The 16,736-nt window shown below is 60.3% G+C and carries 13 protein-coding genes and 1 tRNA gene; 2 read left to right on the forward strand and 12 right to left on the reverse strand.

Translation table 11 applies throughout. The annotated features are described in order from the left end of the window. Nucleotides 1-849 precede the first annotated feature (849 nt). The gene (locus tag GTP46_RS00435) at nt 850-1,557 is read right to left on the reverse strand and encodes a hypothetical protein (RefSeq protein ID WP_161004678.1); all 708 of its coding nucleotides are present in this window, start codon (nt 1,555-1,557) and stop codon (nt 850-852) included. 433 nt (nt 1,558-1,990) lie between these two features. Between GTP46_RS00435 and GTP46_RS00440 the strand changes: the two genes are divergently transcribed. Further along, on the forward strand, nt 1,991-2,569 hold the full coding sequence (locus GTP46_RS00440) for a hypothetical protein (RefSeq protein WP_161004679.1): 579 nt from the start codon (nt 1,991-1,993) through the stop codon (nt 2,567-2,569). A 174-nt stretch (nt 2,570-2,743) separates the two neighbouring features. Here the strand turns inward: GTP46_RS00440 and GTP46_RS00445 are convergent. The 11 genes from GTP46_RS00445 to GTP46_RS00495 all read right to left on the reverse strand — a co-directional run bounded on the left by GTP46_RS00445 (nt 2,744) and on the right by GTP46_RS00495 (nt 15,024). Next, nucleotides 2,744-2,819, reverse strand: a tRNA-Arg gene (locus tag GTP46_RS00445). Between the two features lie 77 nt (nt 2,820-2,896). Continuing rightward, nucleotides 2,897-3,793, reverse strand: coding sequence for an alpha/beta hydrolase (locus tag GTP46_RS00450; protein ID WP_161004680.1), 897 nt, complete (start codon nt 3,791-3,793; stop codon nt 2,897-2,899). Nucleotides 3,794-3,855: 62 nt separating this feature from the next. Next, nucleotides 3,856-6,300: a TonB-dependent receptor plug domain-containing protein gene (locus tag GTP46_RS00455; RefSeq protein WP_161004681.1), complete on the reverse strand. Its 2,445-nt coding sequence runs from the start codon at nt 6,298-6,300 to the stop codon at nt 3,856-3,858. A gap of 57 nt (nt 6,301-6,357) precedes the next feature. After that, nucleotides 6,358-6,852, reverse strand: a complete 495-nt coding sequence (locus GTP46_RS00460; RefSeq protein WP_161004682.1) for a RidA family protein — start codon at nt 6,850-6,852, stop codon at nt 6,358-6,360. Nucleotides 6,853-6,868: 16 nt separating this feature from the next. Beyond that, nucleotides 6,869-7,282: a c-type cytochrome gene (locus tag GTP46_RS00465; protein ID WP_161004683.1), complete on the reverse strand. Its 414-nt coding sequence runs from the start codon at nt 7,280-7,282 to the stop codon at nt 6,869-6,871. Then, nucleotides 7,279-8,886: a flavin monoamine oxidase family protein gene (locus GTP46_RS00470; protein ID WP_161004684.1), complete on the reverse strand. Its 1,608-nt coding sequence runs from the start codon at nt 8,884-8,886 to the stop codon at nt 7,279-7,281. Before GTP46_RS00470 ends, GTP46_RS00465 begins: the two co-directional genes overlap by 4 nt. A gap of 313 nt (nt 8,887-9,199) precedes the next feature. Then, complete coding sequence (locus GTP46_RS00475; protein WP_161004685.1) at nt 9,200-11,032, reverse strand: TnsB C-terminal domain-containing protein; 1,833 nt, start codon at nt 11,030-11,032, stop codon at nt 9,200-9,202. Nucleotides 11,033-11,210: 178 nt separating this feature from the next. Further along, nucleotides 11,211-13,373 (reverse strand): DEAD/DEAH box helicase, encoded by a 2,163-nt coding sequence (locus GTP46_RS00480; RefSeq protein WP_371869506.1) that lies wholly within the window; start codon nt 13,371-13,373, stop codon nt 11,211-11,213. 192 nt (nt 13,374-13,565) lie between these two features. Next, complete coding sequence (locus GTP46_RS00485; protein ID WP_161004687.1) at nt 13,566-13,826, reverse strand: hypothetical protein; 261 nt, start codon at nt 13,824-13,826, stop codon at nt 13,566-13,568. Between the two features lie 40 nt (nt 13,827-13,866). Beyond that, nucleotides 13,867-14,112 (reverse strand): hypothetical protein, encoded by a 246-nt coding sequence (locus GTP46_RS00490; RefSeq protein ID WP_161004688.1) that lies wholly within the window; start codon nt 14,110-14,112, stop codon nt 13,867-13,869. 108 nt (nt 14,113-14,220) lie between these two features. Beyond that, the gene (locus tag GTP46_RS00495; RefSeq protein ID WP_161004689.1) at nt 14,221-15,024 is read right to left on the reverse strand and encodes an SDR family oxidoreductase; all 804 of its coding nucleotides are present in this window, start codon (nt 15,022-15,024) and stop codon (nt 14,221-14,223) included. A gap of 66 nt (nt 15,025-15,090) precedes the next feature. Between GTP46_RS00495 and GTP46_RS00500 the strand changes: the two genes are divergently transcribed. Next, nucleotides 15,091-16,698, forward strand: coding sequence for a M28 family peptidase (locus GTP46_RS00500; protein ID WP_161004690.1), 1,608 nt, complete (start codon nt 15,091-15,093; stop codon nt 16,696-16,698). The last annotated feature ends 38 nt before the right edge of the window (nt 16,699-16,736 follow it).

Raw genomic sequence — 16,736 nt, forward strand, 5'->3', positions numbered from 1 at the left:
TCCTCACAAAGCCATCCTATGGCGACTCAAGTGTTCTGCGCACCAGCAGCTATACGTGGTGTTGAAGCGACCTCGGTAAGACCTGGCTGTTCGTTTGCTAGCAGAATTGCCCCACTCCGATTGCCTCAGCTTCCACTGCCTGGCAAACGCTGCCACGCGATCATATGACCCTTCATAGCCCGATTGGTGCTATTGGTAGACGCAGGGGATCCAGACCGCAAAAATTGAGCCCTTCAGGGGAAACCTCGAAGGTGAAGCCCGTCAAACTCGGCGAAGGCCCTGGAACTTGATTCCGAGCCAATACCGAGCCAAGCCTTGATGCGAAAGCGTCTCGGAAGGTGTAGAGAGCAGACGGCGGGCACCTAAGGCACAACAGTGCTATGGTGAAGGCGTGCTCCAGACCCCAAACTGCGTTTGCGCAGGCGGCGAAAGCCGTAGCAGGTACGAAAATCCCCCGCCGCAAGGCGTGCCGGTTCGATTCCGGCCTCGGGCACCACCCCTCCAGAGAAGCACTCTTTTAGAGTGCGTTTTCTCATCAATCATTTTCTAGCAAATTCCCCCTTAAGCGCTTTCCGCGCAAACGCTACCGGTGTCGGCTTTTCGCCGATCGCCGATGCTCGCTTTGGCGGTTTCGATTGGGCTGGAGGAACGGATTTCGATTTGGTGCGGACAATCTCTTGTTTCATATGTTCTCTTCTTGATAGACGTGTTGATCCAGGCCACATTTGTGGCCAATTTCGATAGTGCTGTTTGTCCGCGCGCGTTTTGGAGCGGGTTCAAATACGATACTCCAAAGCAAGTTAGATGTCAAATCACTAATAAAAAGATCTTTTTTGGAGGCTCACTGAATCAGGCAAGCAGCACATCCGGGTACGATTTCAGGGACAAAATCCGGTGGCGTTGAGCCAACGGAGGAGACGAAGCAAACAGGCCACAGGTACCAAAGCAAACAAAGCCCATGCCATCACCCAGCATCCAAGAATCGGTGAAGAAGTTCTTACCGCTCTTGCACTTCTGCGTAACACCGAACCCAAAAATTTTTTCAAGCTGGCGACTGGCTTCGTAGACGAATTGCTCATCCGTGATTAACTGCTCTCTAGCGGTCTTGTTCCACGTTTCCTCGGCCACTGAGAAATTGATCCAGTCGATAATGCAGATTTGCTTTTCAGTAGGACGGCGGACCATTACCGTCTTGACCTCCCCGCCATCAGTCATGACGAGCTGAACATGACCAAGGTGCTCATCATTGGCAGTGCTCCAACGAGCCTCGCGTTTGCCTGACAGGTTTTCCCCCATGTTATTAATGGGGGCGTTCATTGCTGCGCTTACCTGCGCAATTTGCGGCACTAACCCGGTATTCTCGGCATCAACGGCGAAGCGCACCGGCAGCGCTGGCGCGCTGTCGGTACGCTCCGCATTGATCGCCGACGATTTGCCAGCATCGTAGATTTGAGACTTAACGGAGCGTGCATAGCTGGTGCCCCCGGTAGCCTGTGCGTAATCGCCTGCGGCCTTTTCGCGTTGGCGACGGATCAACGAATGGCGGACAGGCCTCATGCAATGCCTCTCTGCTCAGTCTTGCGCGGGCGACCACGGCCTCGCGGCGCGCCAAGCGATGGAACGGAGGTTGGCTGAGTAGCTGAGGTTCCTTGGACAAACTTTGCGACCCAAGTGGAGATGTCTTCGCTGCGCCAGAGCAGGCGTTTGGTTCCAGGGAGACGACAAATAGGAGGCAGTGCGTCTGGATTTCTCGATACATCGCTCCGTACACTCGCAGGCGATTTGTGCAGCAATAATGCCAACTGCTCAACAGAAACCAGCTCCAATGACGGTAGGGACTTGACCTCAAGACTCATTAAGCGCAACCTCTCACATCAAACACATGAATAGATTCATTTGGACCGTTTCAATTGAAACGATTCGATTGAGCGAACTGTAGCCAAGAGGACAGTTAATGTCAAGCAATATCTATACGAGTATCCGTTCTAGGATGCTGACGATCATCAAGGCCGTGAGTAGTGAAGACCGGCGCTTCAAGTCAATGGAGGAGTTCACCCGAATTTCGGGGGCTACGTGGCGAACCTTTTGGAATAGAAATAGCGCCCCCTCAGGGGAAATGATTGAATCCGTGAGCGAACGGTGGCCGCAATACGCCTTCTGGCTGGCGACGGGTGGAACCGACCCACTCTCAGGTCACGTCGCGCCGCCTGGAGCAGAGTGTATTTTGGAAAAAATAAATGAAGAAATGCCAGAATCCACCGAGTACTTCATGTATCAGATGAAACTACTCCAGCCGCTCAGGGAGCGAACTCAAGCTGGTCTGGCGAAGATAGGTGTTACGCCCGATTTTGAGAAAAGCTTAAGGTCATTGATGGACGCAAAAATGAATGACGAAATCCTGAAAAGGATGCCACTCGGGGCAAAATTTTTCGAGACAGATTCGCTTGATAGTCCACACAGCAAAGAATATGAAGAAGTGAGAGAGCAAGTCATGCAAGATATGCGTGACCATGACCTACAAGAACTGGAGGAGTATAGAAAGCGCAAACTGGAGGCGGTCTCTCGTTGAAAATCTTTAGGTACTCAACGAGAGGCAGGCCTTAAACACTGTGCCAGTCACACAAATATATCCTCGATGGAAATGGCACATTTTTGGCACAGTCAGTGTGCCAAAATTTGCAAAATAACGCATTGCATTGCACTACATCGCAACGTCTAAGTTATTGAATATTATGGGAATTTGTGGTGCGGCTGGCGGGGATCGAACCCACGACCCTTGGCTTCGGAGGCCAATACTCTATCCACTGAGCTACAGCCGCATGAGGTGTGATTACAACAAGCAGCACGGAGGATACCGGTTTTCTCGGCGTCCGTCCATACATACCGCTGCGATGGCTTAAAGGCCCAGCGCCTTGCGGATCTGCTCCAGCACGATCTTCCATGACGGCGAAATCGCCGCCACTTCATCGTAATGGCTGCCGCCGGGTAGCACCAGCACCTCGGCAGGGTCGCCAGCTGCCTGGGCACGGCGGGCGTAATCCTGGCCCACGCGTAGTGGCGAAATATCATCGAATTCACCGTGGATTAGCACCGTGCGCACGCCGGCCGGCAGCATTTCGGCCGGCGAGGTGTCGCTGTAGATGTCAGGCCGCTCGGCGCTGGCGACGCCGGCCAGTTGCGCCATGTCGCGGTTGCAGCTGGTCTTGATCAGCGCTTCTTCGTTGCGCAGGTCAGCCAGGCCGCCAAGGCTGATCACTACTGGTACCGGCAGCGGATCAGCCACGTACAGTGGGCTGCTGCGCGGTAACTTGGCGCGCGAACCAGCCCATTGCGCCAAGTGGCCACCAGCCGAATGCCCGACCAGCACGATGCGCGACAAGTCCAGCTTGTGCTCAGGCGCCAGCGTGCGCAGTCGGTCCATCGCCGTGCCGACGTCATGGTACATGCCAGGATAGCCGCCGCCTTCCTCGTCGAAGCGGCGGTACTCCACATTCCACACCGCGATGCCCTGCGAAGCGAGGCCGCCGGCCATATTGCGCATCTGCGTGATGCCGCCGAAGTGCTTGGTCCAGCAGCCGCCGTGAATAATCACCGCCACCGGGAACGGTCCCTCCCCGGCCGGCTGGAACAGCTCCGCGAACTGCGATGGCGCAGCGCCATATGCGACGTGGCGCGTGGGCGCGGGGCCGTTCAGGGCGAGGTAGTCGTCAAGACTCATGGGCGCGGCAGCCGCGCCGCCAGCGCTGCCCGCAACTGCGGCCGCCAGCAAGGTTGTACGTATTTTTTTCAGCATGCACTAATGCTACACGAAAAAAAAACCGCCCCGAAGGGCGGCTGCAAAGAACATCCCCTTGATCAGAACTTGTAGTTGGCGCGGGCGTAGTAGTAGCCGCCGTTGATGCCGAACGGCGAGAACGATGGCAGCACGGTCACCGCTGCATTGTCGCCAGCCGCACGCTGGTCCGCCAGCAGGTTCGGATTCACGCCGTTAGGATAGGTGTTGAACAGGTTGTTCGCACCCACCGCTACCGACCACGCGTTGCTGATCTTGTAGCCCACTTCCAGGTCGGTAATGGCCTTCGGCTTGATCTCGGTCAGGTGGTACACCGAGCCATCTTCGCTGCCGTACTCGGAAGCCTTGCCGTAGATCGCTTCGCGCAGGTTGACGGTCCAGTTACCGATCTTCCACAGCGCACCCAGGTTCATGCGCAGCTTAGGCGATGCGGTTTCCAGGTCGGAAATTGCCGCCTGGTCAAGCAGCGTTTGCGGCAGCAGCTGGCTAGGCGCCTGGTTGATCTTGGTGACTTCCACCTTGTTGTAGTTGGCGGCAATCGACCAGTCCACCTTGCCCGAGGTGCCGTAGTTGGAATTGATCGTAGTGACGAACTCCAGGCCGCGGCTGCGGGTATCGACCGCATTCGAGAAGATGTTGATACCGGTCTGGTTGACGGTGCTATCCAACACGTTGCCGTTGGCCTTGATCGCTGCCACCACCGCCGGCGAGTTGACCGATCCGCCCGAACCATACAGCGCGCCCGAACCAACGATGCGGTCGCGGATCTTGATCTGGTACAGGTCCAGCGTGATCGCCACGTTGCTGGCCGGGTTCAGCACCAGACCCACCGAGACGTTGGTCGAGCGCTCAGGCTTCAGGCCATCGACGCCCACCAGTTTCGCACCCGCCGAATTCGGCGCCAGCTGCACGAAGGCGCTGGTCGGCGAAACGTTGGTGGCCGAGTAGTATTCCTCTGCCAGCGTCGGCGCGCGGAAACCGTTCGAGAAAGTACCGCGCACCGCTGCCACCGGCGAGAAGTCGTAGCGGCTGGTGATCTTGCCGACCTTGGCATTACCGAAGTCGCTGAAGTGCTCGTAACGTGCAGCCAAATCCAGCGTCAGGTCGGTAATCGGATTACCGGCGAAGTCGACGTAGGCTGCTTCATTGGTGCGGCGGTGGCTGCCGGCGTCGGTCAGCGAGAAGCCCGGATACGACTGCGAACCTTCCTTGTAGCGCGAAGCCGCATCGCCCGCTTCGATTTCATACTTGTCGATGCGGTGCTCCAGACCAGCGGCCACGTTCAGCGGTTTGGCCCAGCCGATGTCGAACTCTTTGCCGGTTTCCAGCGAGGTGGTCAACTGGCTGGCGATGAAGGCGCCGGCCTTGAACACGGTTGGCGTCGAGCCCGTGTCATTGAACAGCGAGACGTTGCCCGAATCGGCCACGCCGATCAGCGCCTTGTCGCGGCCATAGGTCGAGCTCAGGTCAGTGCTCCAGCCAGCGACCTTGCCCTTGATGCCGACGGTCAGGCCGTAGTCATCCTGCTTCATGGTTTCCTTCGGCGAGAAGCCGGTTGGATACACTTTCGGCAGGCGGCTCGGCAGACGGTAGTTCTCGAACGCGCGCGCTTCCTTGCGGCCGGCGGTCAGGATCGAGTAGAACTGGGTGTCGGCGTCGATGTCGTAGCCGAAGTTCGCGGCAAACACATTCAGGTGGTACTGCGCATCGCCCGAGATATGGTTGACGTGCGGGTAGCCCGGATGCTGGAACATGCCCGGATACGCCGCCATATTGGCTGCCGTGGTAACGCGTGGATCGAGGCCGCCACGGTCGCTGTAGCCGTGGTATTTCGATTCTGCGGTCAGGCTCAGGAAGGCATTCTCGAACGGCTCAACGCCGATGTTGGCCGAAGCGTCCGCCGTGCGGCCGCCGCCATCGACATAGCCGCCGCCGGTGGCAGTCGCGGTGCCGCCATGGTTGTTCGATTTGAGGATGATGTTGACCACGCCCGCAATCGCGTCCGAGCCGTACTGCGCGGCCGCACCGTCCTGCAGCACTTCAATGTGGTCAATCGCCGATACCGGAATGTAGTTCAGGTCAGCTGCTGCACCACCTTGGTACGGCCCGCCCAGCACGGCCAGGTTCGAGGTACCGTGGCGGCGTTTGCCGTTAATCAGCACCAGCGTGTTGTTCGGGCTCAGGCCGCGCAGGCGGGCCGACAGCGTCAGGTTGGCAGTGTCGCCGCCGAAGGCTTGCGCCGTGAACGACGGCAGGTTCTGCGCCAGTGCCTGAATCAGGTCCGGCTGGCCGGTGCGCTGCAGCGACGCCGCATCCAGTACCTGGATCGGCGAAGCGCTGTTTTCAACCTTGATACCGCTGGTACGCGTACCCGTCACGATCACCGCTCCCGCGTTGGGCGTGACGCCTGCATCGGCCGCTGCTGCATCATCTTCGGCAGCGTAGACACTAAACGCCAGCGTGGACAGTACGGCTGCAACGCCGATCTTGAGTGTGGCCTTATGCATAAGATTAATCCCCATTTTTGAATGAAAAAAGTAAGACCTGAAACACGAACAACAAAATTATTTTTTAGCTGCGACGACTTCGATTTCCACCAGCCAGCCCGGATTGCTCAGGCCTGCCACCTGCACCACCGCGCGCGCCGGCAGGTTGGGTTGGGCGCCACCGAAGTACTGGGTGTAGGCTTCCATAAAGCCCTTGGTGTCAGCCTTGCCGCCCTTGGCCGGATCGCCGACCAGGAACACCTGCATCTTCACCACGTCAGAGATGTCGAGCTTCATTCCCTGCAGGATTTCCTTGATCTTCTTCAGCACCGATTCCGACTGCGCCTTGGTGTCGCCGAAGGCTTCGATCGAATCAGCCGGCGCATCCTTGTTCACCACCGCCGGCACCTGGCCGCTGATGAAGTGAATGGTGGCGGTGGGTGGAATCGTCACCGCCAGCGCAATCGGAAAATCCGAATTCGGAATCTTGTGGCGCACGATGTCCGCTTTTGGTGCGGCGGCCGCAGTGCCGCAGGCAGCGGCGATCAACAGGGTGGCAAGTGCTTTCTTCATTGTTGTGCTCTTTCTCTCAGTGTTTGTTGGACATCATGGAATTGCCAAACGGGTCGATGCCCAACGTGGTGCGCAGCGTGACCACATCGGCCTCGCTCAGGCCATCGGCCTTGTTGCCCCAGTTGGAGCGCACAAAGGTCAGCACGGTGGCGATATCGCGGTCGCTCAGCGAGTCGCTGAAGTCCGGCATGCCGCCGCGCCCTTTCAGCAGCACGCTGGCCACGTCCGTACCTTTGCCCTGCACGAATTTGCTACCGGCCAGCGCCGGGAAGGCGCCGGGGATACCTTTGCCGGTTTGCTGGTGGCACGCCGCGCAGTTCTTCAGGAACAGCGATTTGCCGTCCATCTCTTGCGCGCGTAGCGGCGACGATGCTGCCGCTGCAAACGCCGCCACCGCCACCATCACCGCCTTGATCAATACTTCCTTCATGCGCTTGCCCTTTCATGGATCTTGGCGAGTTGCTGCCATGCCGATTCAATGGCGCCGGCTTGCCAGCCGGTCAGGTAGCTCAGGTGCTCGCCGGCCAGCAGGATGCGGCCCTCGCCCTCCACCAGCGTTGGGTAAGCGGCGGCACGGGTCTTATCGGTCCACTCGGCCCAGCCGCCCAGGTTGTACTGCACGCGATGCCACGCCACCGAGAACGAGGTCTCGAAGTTTTCCGTGTATTGCGGGAAGATTTTTTGGCCGGCCGCCAGTGCGAATTCGGCGCGTTCTTTCGGCGACAGCGCGCTGGTTTCAATGGCTTGCGTCTGATACTGGTAGTAACCGAGCAGCACGCCCTTCTTCTTCTGGAAGCCGTACGACGGTACCGAAATCGTGTTGATACCTTTAACGTCGGTCATGATGTGACCGCCGTAGATATGGTCGTCCTCTTCCCAGAAGCGGCGCTTCATTTGCAGGCCGATCTTGCCCACCGGCGCGTACGCCACCGTGGCAACGGCCGCCTTGAATTTGTCCGAAAAATCGGTATCGATCTGGCGCAACACCGACAGCGGAATCGCGCACAGGCAGTAGTCGGCGCTGATGGCGCTGACCTTGTTGGTGCCGGTGTCCTTGTAGGTCACGGTCACACCTTTGTCGTTCTGGCGGATGGTTTGTACTTCCGCCTTGTAGCGAATATTCTTGCCGACGCGTTTTTCAAACGCCTTGGCGATAGCATCCATGCCGCCCACTGGCTGGAACATGGTGTTCTGCATCGGGAAATCCTGCACTGCGCTGTAGACGTTGCCCAGCTTCGATGCCAGCAAATCCTTAAAGCCCAGCGGATCGGACGGCGTGCCCGGTCCCGGATTCAGGCCGGCGCCCGGATTAACGGTGTAGCCACGGCCGCTGCGGCCCTTGTACTGCAAGTCGCCGGCGGTCAGCGCACCTTCGTGCTGCAGGTAGTCCAGCAGCAAGCGCTGGTCGTCGGCGGTGAGCTCCTGGTCCAGCGAGTGGTTCTTGACTGATTTGGCCAGCAGTTCGGAGACGTGGCCGCGCATATCGGCCTTCACTTCCTTCACGCGCACGCGCTTGCCGGCGAATGGGCCAGCGTTCTCGGAGTAGACGTAAGCGTGGTCGTTATCGTTGATCATCACCTCCAGCGGCACTTCGAACAGCTTGGTGTAGTGCAGCGTCGACTGGTGGTGCAGCGGAATGCGCCACGGACCGTGGTTGATGTAGTGGCCTTCGTCGAAGGCGCAGGTCTGCTTCTCACCGCCCAATTCGGTCAGGCTGAAGCCCTTGCGCGCGGTTTGGCAGCGGCCGCCGGCAAAGGCGCGCGCTTCCAGGATCTGCACCTTGTAGCCCAGCTTTTCCAGCTCGAAGGCGGAGGTCATGCCGGCCAGGCCGGCGCCGAGGATCAGCACCTTCTTGCCCTTGCCGCTGCCGCTCAAGGCCGGCGGCGCCGAGGCGGTAGAGGCGATGCCCATGCCCCAGGCATTCATGGTATTCAACAGCAATCCAGTGCCGCCGACTGCGGCGGCACGGTATAGAAAATCCCTTCTCGTAAATGAGCTAAACGATTTATATGGTTTTACTGTTTTGCTATCCATCTGTTTCCTCACCAGTCTGCTGAAAGATCCTTGGGCGACTTGCTAACCCATAGCTCCTCTTTAGCAAACGGCGTGCCACAACGTAGCCAAAAAATAAACATGTTTCGCCGCTGCGGCGACTACTTATGGAATGAGATAAACGATATAAAACAATGTTTGTTCATGCGCGGCCAAGTTCTTGTCTATACACCTGATGCGGGGCTTCACACGCACAGACTTTATTCATCAGCGGTTAGAAACGCTTCCACCAAAGTAAAAACGCGGTGCACCTTTACGATGCACCGCGTTTGCTGGTCTGCACGCCGGACGGGAATTAGCCCACGAAACTGCGAAAACCCTGTGAAGTGGTACGCAATGGTGCGCCTTGCAGCAGCGCGTGTGCACGCGGCAGGCGCGCTATCTCCGCCTCTGAGAGATTCTGGTGCGCCACGCTGGCGTCGGTCAGGTGGCAAGCGTGGAATTGCAGCGGCGCGGCTGGATCCAGCAGGTACACCGTATCCAGGTTGGCCGGGTCATAAGCCACTTTGATGCTCCATGCACCGCGCGTACGCGCCCGTTCGAACCAGCGTTCGCCAATGGCGCGCGCGCAGGTGTACAGGCTATCGAACAATGCGATGCCGTCGCTGGTGACCTGGGCTTGCGCCATCGGCATCAGGCAGCAGCGAATCAAGTGTTCAGGATATATCTTTAATCCGCCGCCGCGATGTTCACGGCCCCAGTCCCATAACTGGCGCGGCGTGGCATTCGCATGCGCCAGCTGGTGGCGGCTATTAAAGTACAAGACACAGTCGATCACGATGCGGGTGAACTGCTCCAGATCGAGTACGCCGTCCAGCCGGCAAGGCGCGCCTTCCATCATCGGCGCCAGCAGACGAAAACGTTTTTCCAGCACGGTGCGCCACTCGTCCGGCCCCTGGTCCACTGCCGCGCTGCGCAGGTTGAAGTTGTTGAGCAGCGCGTCGCCGCTGCCGCCCTGCCAGCCGCGCATCAAGGCCTCGTTGGCGAACAACGTCTCCGGCAGATGGCGGCACGGCCATTGTTCGGCCTCGATGCGGCGGCCGTAGTGCTGCGCGTAGCGCTGTTTGTCGGCGCCGCAGTTGGCCAGGGCCAGCATGGCTTGCGGCCACTGCACCTCGCCCAGGCCGACATAGACGCCGCACACCATGCGACTGAAGCAATCGGTCGCCACGTAGATCACCGGGCGGCCGATGGATTGATTACGGTCGGCACGCGACACCAGCTGCACTTCAGCGCGCACCGCATCCAGATAGAAGCCATCGCCGGGACGGCCATCAGGCATGGCGCCCTGACCTTGCGGCTGCGATGCCGCCTGCAGCGCGGCCGGCATCACAGCTTGCGGCCGGCGCGCCACTTCCGGCGGGCGGTCGTCGTCGTGATCGAGCCAGTAGTTGAACTGGCCGAAGGTCGGCACATCCTTGACCGATCCTGGCGGCATGCTCAGCACGCGGCCGGAGTCGCTATCGATGCGGCGCTCAACGAAGAAATCATGCAGCATCTGCTGGTAGGCCCCCAGCCGCGAGAACTTGGCGTTGGCAGCCGCGTAGCGGGCCGTGGCGACGCGGAAGGTGCGACGGATCTCCTCATCCGCATTCAGGCCGGGACCAGCGTCAGCGCCGTTCTTGCGCGGCCGGCCGCGCTTCACACCAGCCGACGACTGGCGCACCTTGCCGCGCCCACCAGAGTTGCCGTAATCGGGCAGCAGCGCGTTGGGGGTCTGGCCACGCTGCCAGTAGCGGCGCAGGTAGCGATAGATGGTGGGATGCGAGACGTCATGCTGCGCCGTAGCCTGGGCAATCATCTGGCCGCGCAGGCGCGCCTCATAAATCCCCGGCTCCTGCGCCACCAGCCCTTCGATGATCTCCCACGCGCGGGCGCGCAGCTGCAGATGCTTGGGCGGCAGCAGCTCCTGGCTCACCACCATGACATAAGGATCGGCCGGCAATACGCTGGCGTGCCCCGAACGCAGGTCGGCGTACACCGCCGGCAGTTGCACCAGCTCGACTTCCGCCGAGCGCGCCGCCACATCGAAGAAATAAGCGTGACTCTGCTCGGGAGCAATCCACAGAATGCGGACGGTGCGCAGCGACGGATGCGTGTACTGCAACAGGTCATTCCGCAATAACATCTGCCCTCCGGGGTAAGAGATAGTATTGCTATCAGTTATGCAATAAGCGGGCCAGCTGCCTTCTACTATGACAACATTACCGTCGTTTCCCCGGGCAGGATTCGTTTTGGTGCATTGCAGCACCGCTTGTGTGCAATGCAGGGCGGAATGAAAACGGGGCCTTGCGGCCCCGTGGTATTTAGTACTTTTTCGACTTCGGCTTGGCGCCCGGCGCCGGTTTCTTCGGCGGCGTGTGCTTGCCCGATTCCGGCGGCATGCGGTCAACCTGGCTGATCTTCAGCTGGCCACCGCCAACCCAGATCTTGCCCAGGTTGCGGAACATATCTTCCGGCATACCGTCCGGCAGTTCCAGCATCGAGTGGTCCTCAAAGATTTCGATACGGCCGATGTACTTGGCCTCCAGGCCGGTCTCGTTGGCGATGGCGCCGACGATGTTGGCCGGGGTGATCTCATTCTTGCGACCCACCTCAACGCGGAAAGCGGACATCGGCACCGCCAGCTTGCCGACTTTTTCCTTTTTCTTCTTGGCCGGGGCTTCTTCCGGCTCTTCGGCGGCGGCGCGCACTACCTTTTCCAGCGGCGAGGCGGCTGGCTTGGCGGCGCGCGGCGCTTTGGCCGGGGCTGGCGATGGCGCCGAAGCTGGCGCAGGCGCGCCCTGGCCGTCCACGCTGATGCGCAGCGACTGGCCGGCCACGCGGATGCCCGCCATCATGTCCAGCGCTTCGCGGCTCAGGGAGTCCGGCATGTCCAGCACCGTGTAGTCGTCGAAGATTTCAATGCGGCCGATGTTCTTGGAGTCGATACCGCCCTCGTTGGCGATGGCGCCGACGATGTTGCCCGGCTTAACGCCATGCTGGTAGCCGACTTCAATGCGGTAGGTGCGCATGCCTGGCTCGGATTCGCGTGCGATGCGTTCCTTTTTCGGGAAGCGCTCGCTGCGGTCCGGACGATCACCACGGTCGGCGCGATCGAAACGGTCGCCGCGTTCCGGACGGTCGGAAACCGGGCGGGCCGGACGCTCTTCCCACTGGGTCTGCTGTTTTTTATCCAGCAGCAGCGGCACATCGCCACGCGACAGCTTGGCCAGCGCCGCGGCGATTTCCACCGCCGGCACATTGTGTTCTTGTTCAAAGTCCTCGATCAGCGACTGGAACTGTTCCAGGCCACCTTCGGCCAGCGTATCGGTGATCTGCTGCTTGAACTTGGCGATGCGTACATCGTTGACCGCCTGGATGGTCGGCAGCTCCAGCTGGCCGATAGGCTGGCGGGTCGAGCGTTCGATCATCTTCAGCAGGCCTTTTTCACGCGGCGTGATGAACAGGATCGCTTCGCCGCTACGGCCGGCGCGACCAGTACGGCCGATACGGTGGGTGTAGCTTTCTGGATCGTGCGGCACGTCATAGTTGACCACGTGCGAGATACGCTCCACGTCCAGACCACGGGCGGCCACGTCGGTCGCCACCAGGATATCGATCTTGCCGTCCTTGAGCATCTGCACGGTGCGCTCGCGCTGCGCCTGCTGGATGTCGCCGTTGATGGCGGCAGCCGAGAAGCCGCGTGCTTGCAGTTTCTGCGCCAGTTCCTCGGTACCGAGCTTGGTGCGCGAGAAAACAATCATGCCGTCGAAGTTTTCAGCTTCCAGGATACGGGTCAGCGCGTCCAGCTTGTGCATGCCGGACACCAGCCAATAGCGCTGGCGGATGTTTTCATTGGTGCCGGTTTTGGCAGCAACGGTCACTTCCTTCGGATTGTGCAGGTAAGTATTGGCGATGCGGCGGATGGCCGACGGCATGGTGGCCGAGAACAGCGCGGTCTGGCGCGATTCCGGAGTCTCTTGCAAGATGCGCTCAACGTCGTCAATAAAGCCCATGCGCAGCATTTCGTCGGCTTCGTCCAGTACCAGCGTTTTCAGCTTGGACAGGTCGAGCGAGCCTTTATCGAGGTGATCGATCACGCGGCCAGGGGTGCCAACCACCACGTGCACGCCGCGGCGCAGGGCCGACAGCTGCGGACCGTAGCTCTGGCCGCCGTAGATCGGCAGCACGTGGAAGCCAGGGATGTGCTTGGCGTAGGTCTGGAACGCCTCGGCGACCTGGATAGCCAGTTCGCGGGTTGGAGCCAGCACCAGCGCTTGCGGCGTGGTCTGTTTGATATCAATGCGCGCCAACACTGGCAGCGCGAAGGCGGCGGTCTTGCCGGTGCCGGTCTGGGCCTGGCCCAGCACGTCGAGGCCGTCCAGCAGCAGGGGGATGGTCGCGGCCTGGATCGGCGATGGCGACTCGTAGCCAACATCATTCAGCGACTTGAGCAGCGGCTCGCCGAGATTGAGGTCAGAAAACATAATGGATACGGAAGATACAGACATGGGCGTCACTCACAAAGTTTGTTCGAATCGCCGAATTGCGAAAGAAATTTGTGCGTAGTTTACTCTAGTTGACGCCAAATGCAGAAAAGATGGCGTTGGAAGCCATCTTTTCTCTTGCACCGCCCAGGCCCGGAGGGTCCGGGGCGGCACGTCGGGCACTAGCGCGAATTACTTCTTGCTGGCGGCTGGAGCCGAAGCGGCCGGGGCTGGAGCCGAGGCAGCAGGTGCAGACGCGGCTGGTGCGGAAGCCGAGGCCGAAGTCGATGCGCTGGCTTTGTGCTCTTTCTTATGCATGGCCTTCTTGACGACTGGCGCCGAAGCAGCCGGGGTCGAAGCAGCGGCCGATGCGGAAGCCGAGGCGGCAGGAGCTTGAGCAAAAGCAGCGGAAGCAAACAGGCCGGCGATCAGGGTAGCGATAACTTTTTTCATGATTCAGTCCTCTTTTAATTTATACGGTTTATATCGTTAATTACTTGCTTGCTGCTGGTGCTACTGGCGCTACTGGCGCTGCTGGTGCTGCGGCGGCGGCAGTGGTTTCCGCAGCTTTGGATTGTTTGGCCTTGTGATGGACTTTTTTCTTGGCGACTGGTTTCGCTTCGGTTTTTTCCGCCACAGCAGGCTTGGTTTCAGGAGCGGCTGGGGCGGTCGCAGGCGTTTGAGCGAATGCTGCGGTAGCGAACAGGCCGGCGATCAGGGAAGCGATTACTTTGGACATGATTGAATTCCTTTTTCAGGGTTTCGGCATCGGGACAATTCCCGTGTCGCATGAGCAAAAAACGCGACCGCCTACTACCCAGTTGACGGGAATTACAAATGCTTACAATCAAGGCTTCACATCGTCTTTCAGCGCGGCCAGTGCCATTTTTTCGACCAGGCCGGGGGCGATGAGTTTCATCCAGCGGCCTAGCTTGCCCTTGGCGGACATCACGACTTCGCGCTGGCGCGATTCCATGCCGGCCACGATCAGGCCAGCGCATTCTTCTACCGACATGGCCTGGTCTTCTTTCAGGCTGCTGCTGCCCAAGGCACCGCCGGCCGCGTTGAAGCCGCGGTGGCGGATCTGGGTTGCCACCACGCCCGGATACGCAGTCGTCACGCTCACGCCGTACGGCTTCAATTCCGTCCGCAGCGCTTCGAAGAAACCACCCATCGCAAACTTGGTGGCGCTGTAGGCGGTGCGACCAGGCACGCCCACCAGCCCCGCCAGCGAGGACACCGCGACGATGCTGCCGCGTGTTTGCTTCAGGTGCGGCAACGCCGCGTGCGTGCACCACACGCTGCCCCACAAATTAATCCGCATCAGTTCTTCGTACCAGGCCAAATCCACCACCTCCGAAAACAGCGCATGCGCCGAGCGGCCGGCGTTGTTGATCAAGGCATCGATGCGGCCGAAGCGCGCCACGCTCGCCTCAATCAGCGCCACGCACTGCGCCTGCACCGATACATCCGTCGGCACCACCAGCGTCTGCGCACCGAGCGCTGCGCACTGCCCGGCCACTTGCTCCAGCAGTTCGGCATTGCGCGCCGCCAGCACCAGCGCCACGCCGGCGCCATGCTTGCGCGCCAGTTGCCGCGCGATTTGCGCGCCGATGCCGTCCGATGCCCCGGTGATGATGATGGTTTTCATAGGTCTCCTTTGTTTGAACGAATTACAGTAAGATTACCGCCTTCTGCCTCACAACATGGAGTAAATATGCGTTTGCCAGTCATCGCTCTTGCCGCCGGTCTTGCCCTGCAAGCCCACGCCCAGCAACCCGTCGTCGCCGAAGCGCCGCTGCGCGCCCACCTGTCTTTGTTGGCCGACGATTTGTTCGAAGGCCGTGGCACCGGCCAACGCGGCGGCGATCTGACGGTGCGCTATCTGGAAACGCAAGCCGCTGTCCTCGGCCTCAAGCCGCTGGCCGACGGCACTTACCGCCAGCTGGTGAAGGCCGAAGGCACCAAGCTGCTGCCAGACAGCTTCGCGCGCTTCAGCGCCGATAACGGCAAGATTCTGACCCCGGCCACCGGCCCGGAAATCCTGCTCGGCACCATGAGCGGCAAGGAAGACCTCAGCATCGATGCGCCGCTGGTGTTCGTCGGCTACGGCGCCGTTGCGCCGGAAGAAAACTGGGACGATTACAAGGGCCAGGACATGAAGGGCAAGATCCTGGTCATGATGGTCAACGATCCGCAGCCAACCGCCGAGGAACCGAACCGCTTCGCCGGCAAGGCCTACACCTACTACGGCCGCTGGATGTACAAGTACGAGGAAGCGCTGCGTCAGGGTGCGGCCGGCGCGCTGCTGATCCACACCACGCCGTCCGCATCGTACGACTGGAGCGTGCCGGCCACCAGCTTCGGCCACGAACGCTTCCACCTGGCCGGCAGCGGCAACCAGCTGGAAGGCTGGCTGCAGGAAGACACGGCGCGCGCCCTGTTTGCCGCCAGCGGTTTCGATCTGGACGCGCTGCGCGCACAAGCCGAACGCCGCGACTTCCGCCCGGTCGATCTCAAGCTGAAGATGCATGCACAAATCAAGAGCAAGGTGCGCCAGATCGAGCAGTACAACGTGGTCGGCATCGTGCCCGGCACCGACGCCAAACTGAAGTCGGAAGCGGTGGTCTATTCGGCCCACTGGGACCACCTCGGCATCGACGAGAACAAGCAAGGCGACAATATCTGGAACGGCGCCATCGACAATGGTTCCGGCGTGGCCGCCCTGCTGGCAATGGCGCAGGCCGCCGTCCAGCATCCGGCCAAGCGCACGCAAGTGTTCCTGTGGCCGGCCGGCGAGGAGACTGGTTTCCTTGGCAGCAGCGCCTACATCCGCAATCCGGCCTGGCCGCTGGAAAAGACTTCGGCTGACCTGAATCTCGACTCGATGAACTTCATCGGCAAGACGCGCGACATCGGCGTCGCCGGCGCCGAGCGCAGCAGCCTGTATGACGCCGCCGCCGTGGTCGCGAAGAAAATGGGCCTGAAGCTGGCGCCGTCCATCCCGGACCTGTCGGGCGCCTACTTCCGCGCCGACCATTTCAGCTTTGCCAAAGCCGGGGTGCCGGCGTTTAACGTCGGTTCGGCCGTGTTCTCGGGCGACGGCTACTTTGATTTCATCAAGGATCAGGACAAGTCGCGCGCCCGCCTGGTGGCCTTCAAGCAGGACTACCACCAGCCGAGCGATGAATACCACGCGGACTGGGATTTGTCGGGCATGGTGCAGCAGGCGCAATTCACGCTCAACCTCGGCTACGAAGTGGCCAACGCGCCGAAAATGCAGACCTGGAAAGCCGGCGACGCCTTCGGCAAAGTGAAGCGTTAATAAACTGCCACACGGATACACAGCATGTCCGCCTATAA

Source organism: Duganella flavida, assembly GCF_009857445.1.
In the GTDB taxonomy this organism is placed as follows: domain Bacteria; phylum Pseudomonadota; class Gammaproteobacteria; order Burkholderiales; family Burkholderiaceae_D; genus Rugamonas; species Rugamonas flavida.

Bases quoted from the DNA above. Each gene is read 5' to 3' on its own strand.
- GTP46_RS00460 (WP_161004682.1), bottom strand. From the start codon at position 6,852: ATGAAGAAAGCACTTGCCACCCTGTTGATCGCCGCTGCCTGCGGCACT.
- GTP46_RS00465 (WP_161004683.1), bottom strand. From the start codon at position 7,282: ATGAAGGAAGTATTGATCAAGGCGGTGATGGTGGCGGTGGCGGCGTTT.
- GTP46_RS00500 (WP_161004690.1), top strand. From the start codon at position 15,091: ATGCGTTTGCCAGTCATCGCTCTTGCCGCCGGTCTTGCCCTGCAAGCC.
- GTP46_RS00495 (WP_161004689.1), bottom strand. From the start codon at position 15,024: ATGAAAACCATCATCATCACCGGGGCATCGGACGGCATCGGCGCGCAA.
- GTP46_RS00470 (WP_161004684.1), bottom strand. From the start codon at position 8,886: ATGGATAGCAAAACAGTAAAACCATATAAATCGTTTAGCTCATTTACG.
- GTP46_RS00450 (WP_161004680.1), bottom strand. From the start codon at position 3,793: ATGCTGAAAAAAATACGTACAACCTTGCTGGCGGCCGCAGTTGCGGGC.
- GTP46_RS00475 (WP_161004685.1), bottom strand. From the start codon at position 11,032: ATGTTATTGCGGAATGACCTGTTGCAGTACACGCATCCGTCGCTGCGC.
- GTP46_RS00455 (WP_161004681.1), bottom strand. From the start codon at position 6,300: ATGCATAAGGCCACACTCAAGATCGGCGTTGCAGCCGTACTGTCCACG.
- GTP46_RS00490 (WP_161004688.1), bottom strand. From the start codon at position 14,112: ATGTCCAAAGTAATCGCTTCCCTGATCGCCGGCCTGTTCGCTACCGCA.
- GTP46_RS00435 (WP_161004678.1), bottom strand. From the start codon at position 1,557: ATGAGGCCTGTCCGCCATTCGTTGATCCGTCGCCAACGCGAAAAGGCC.
- GTP46_RS00440 (WP_161004679.1), top strand. From the start codon at position 1,991: ATGCTGACGATCATCAAGGCCGTGAGTAGTGAAGACCGGCGCTTCAAG.
- GTP46_RS00480 (WP_371869506.1), bottom strand. From the start codon at position 13,373: ATGTTTTCTGACCTCAATCTCGGCGAGCCGCTGCTCAAGTCGCTGAAT.
- GTP46_RS00485 (WP_161004687.1), bottom strand. From the start codon at position 13,826: ATGAAAAAAGTTATCGCTACCCTGATCGCCGGCCTGTTTGCTTCCGCT.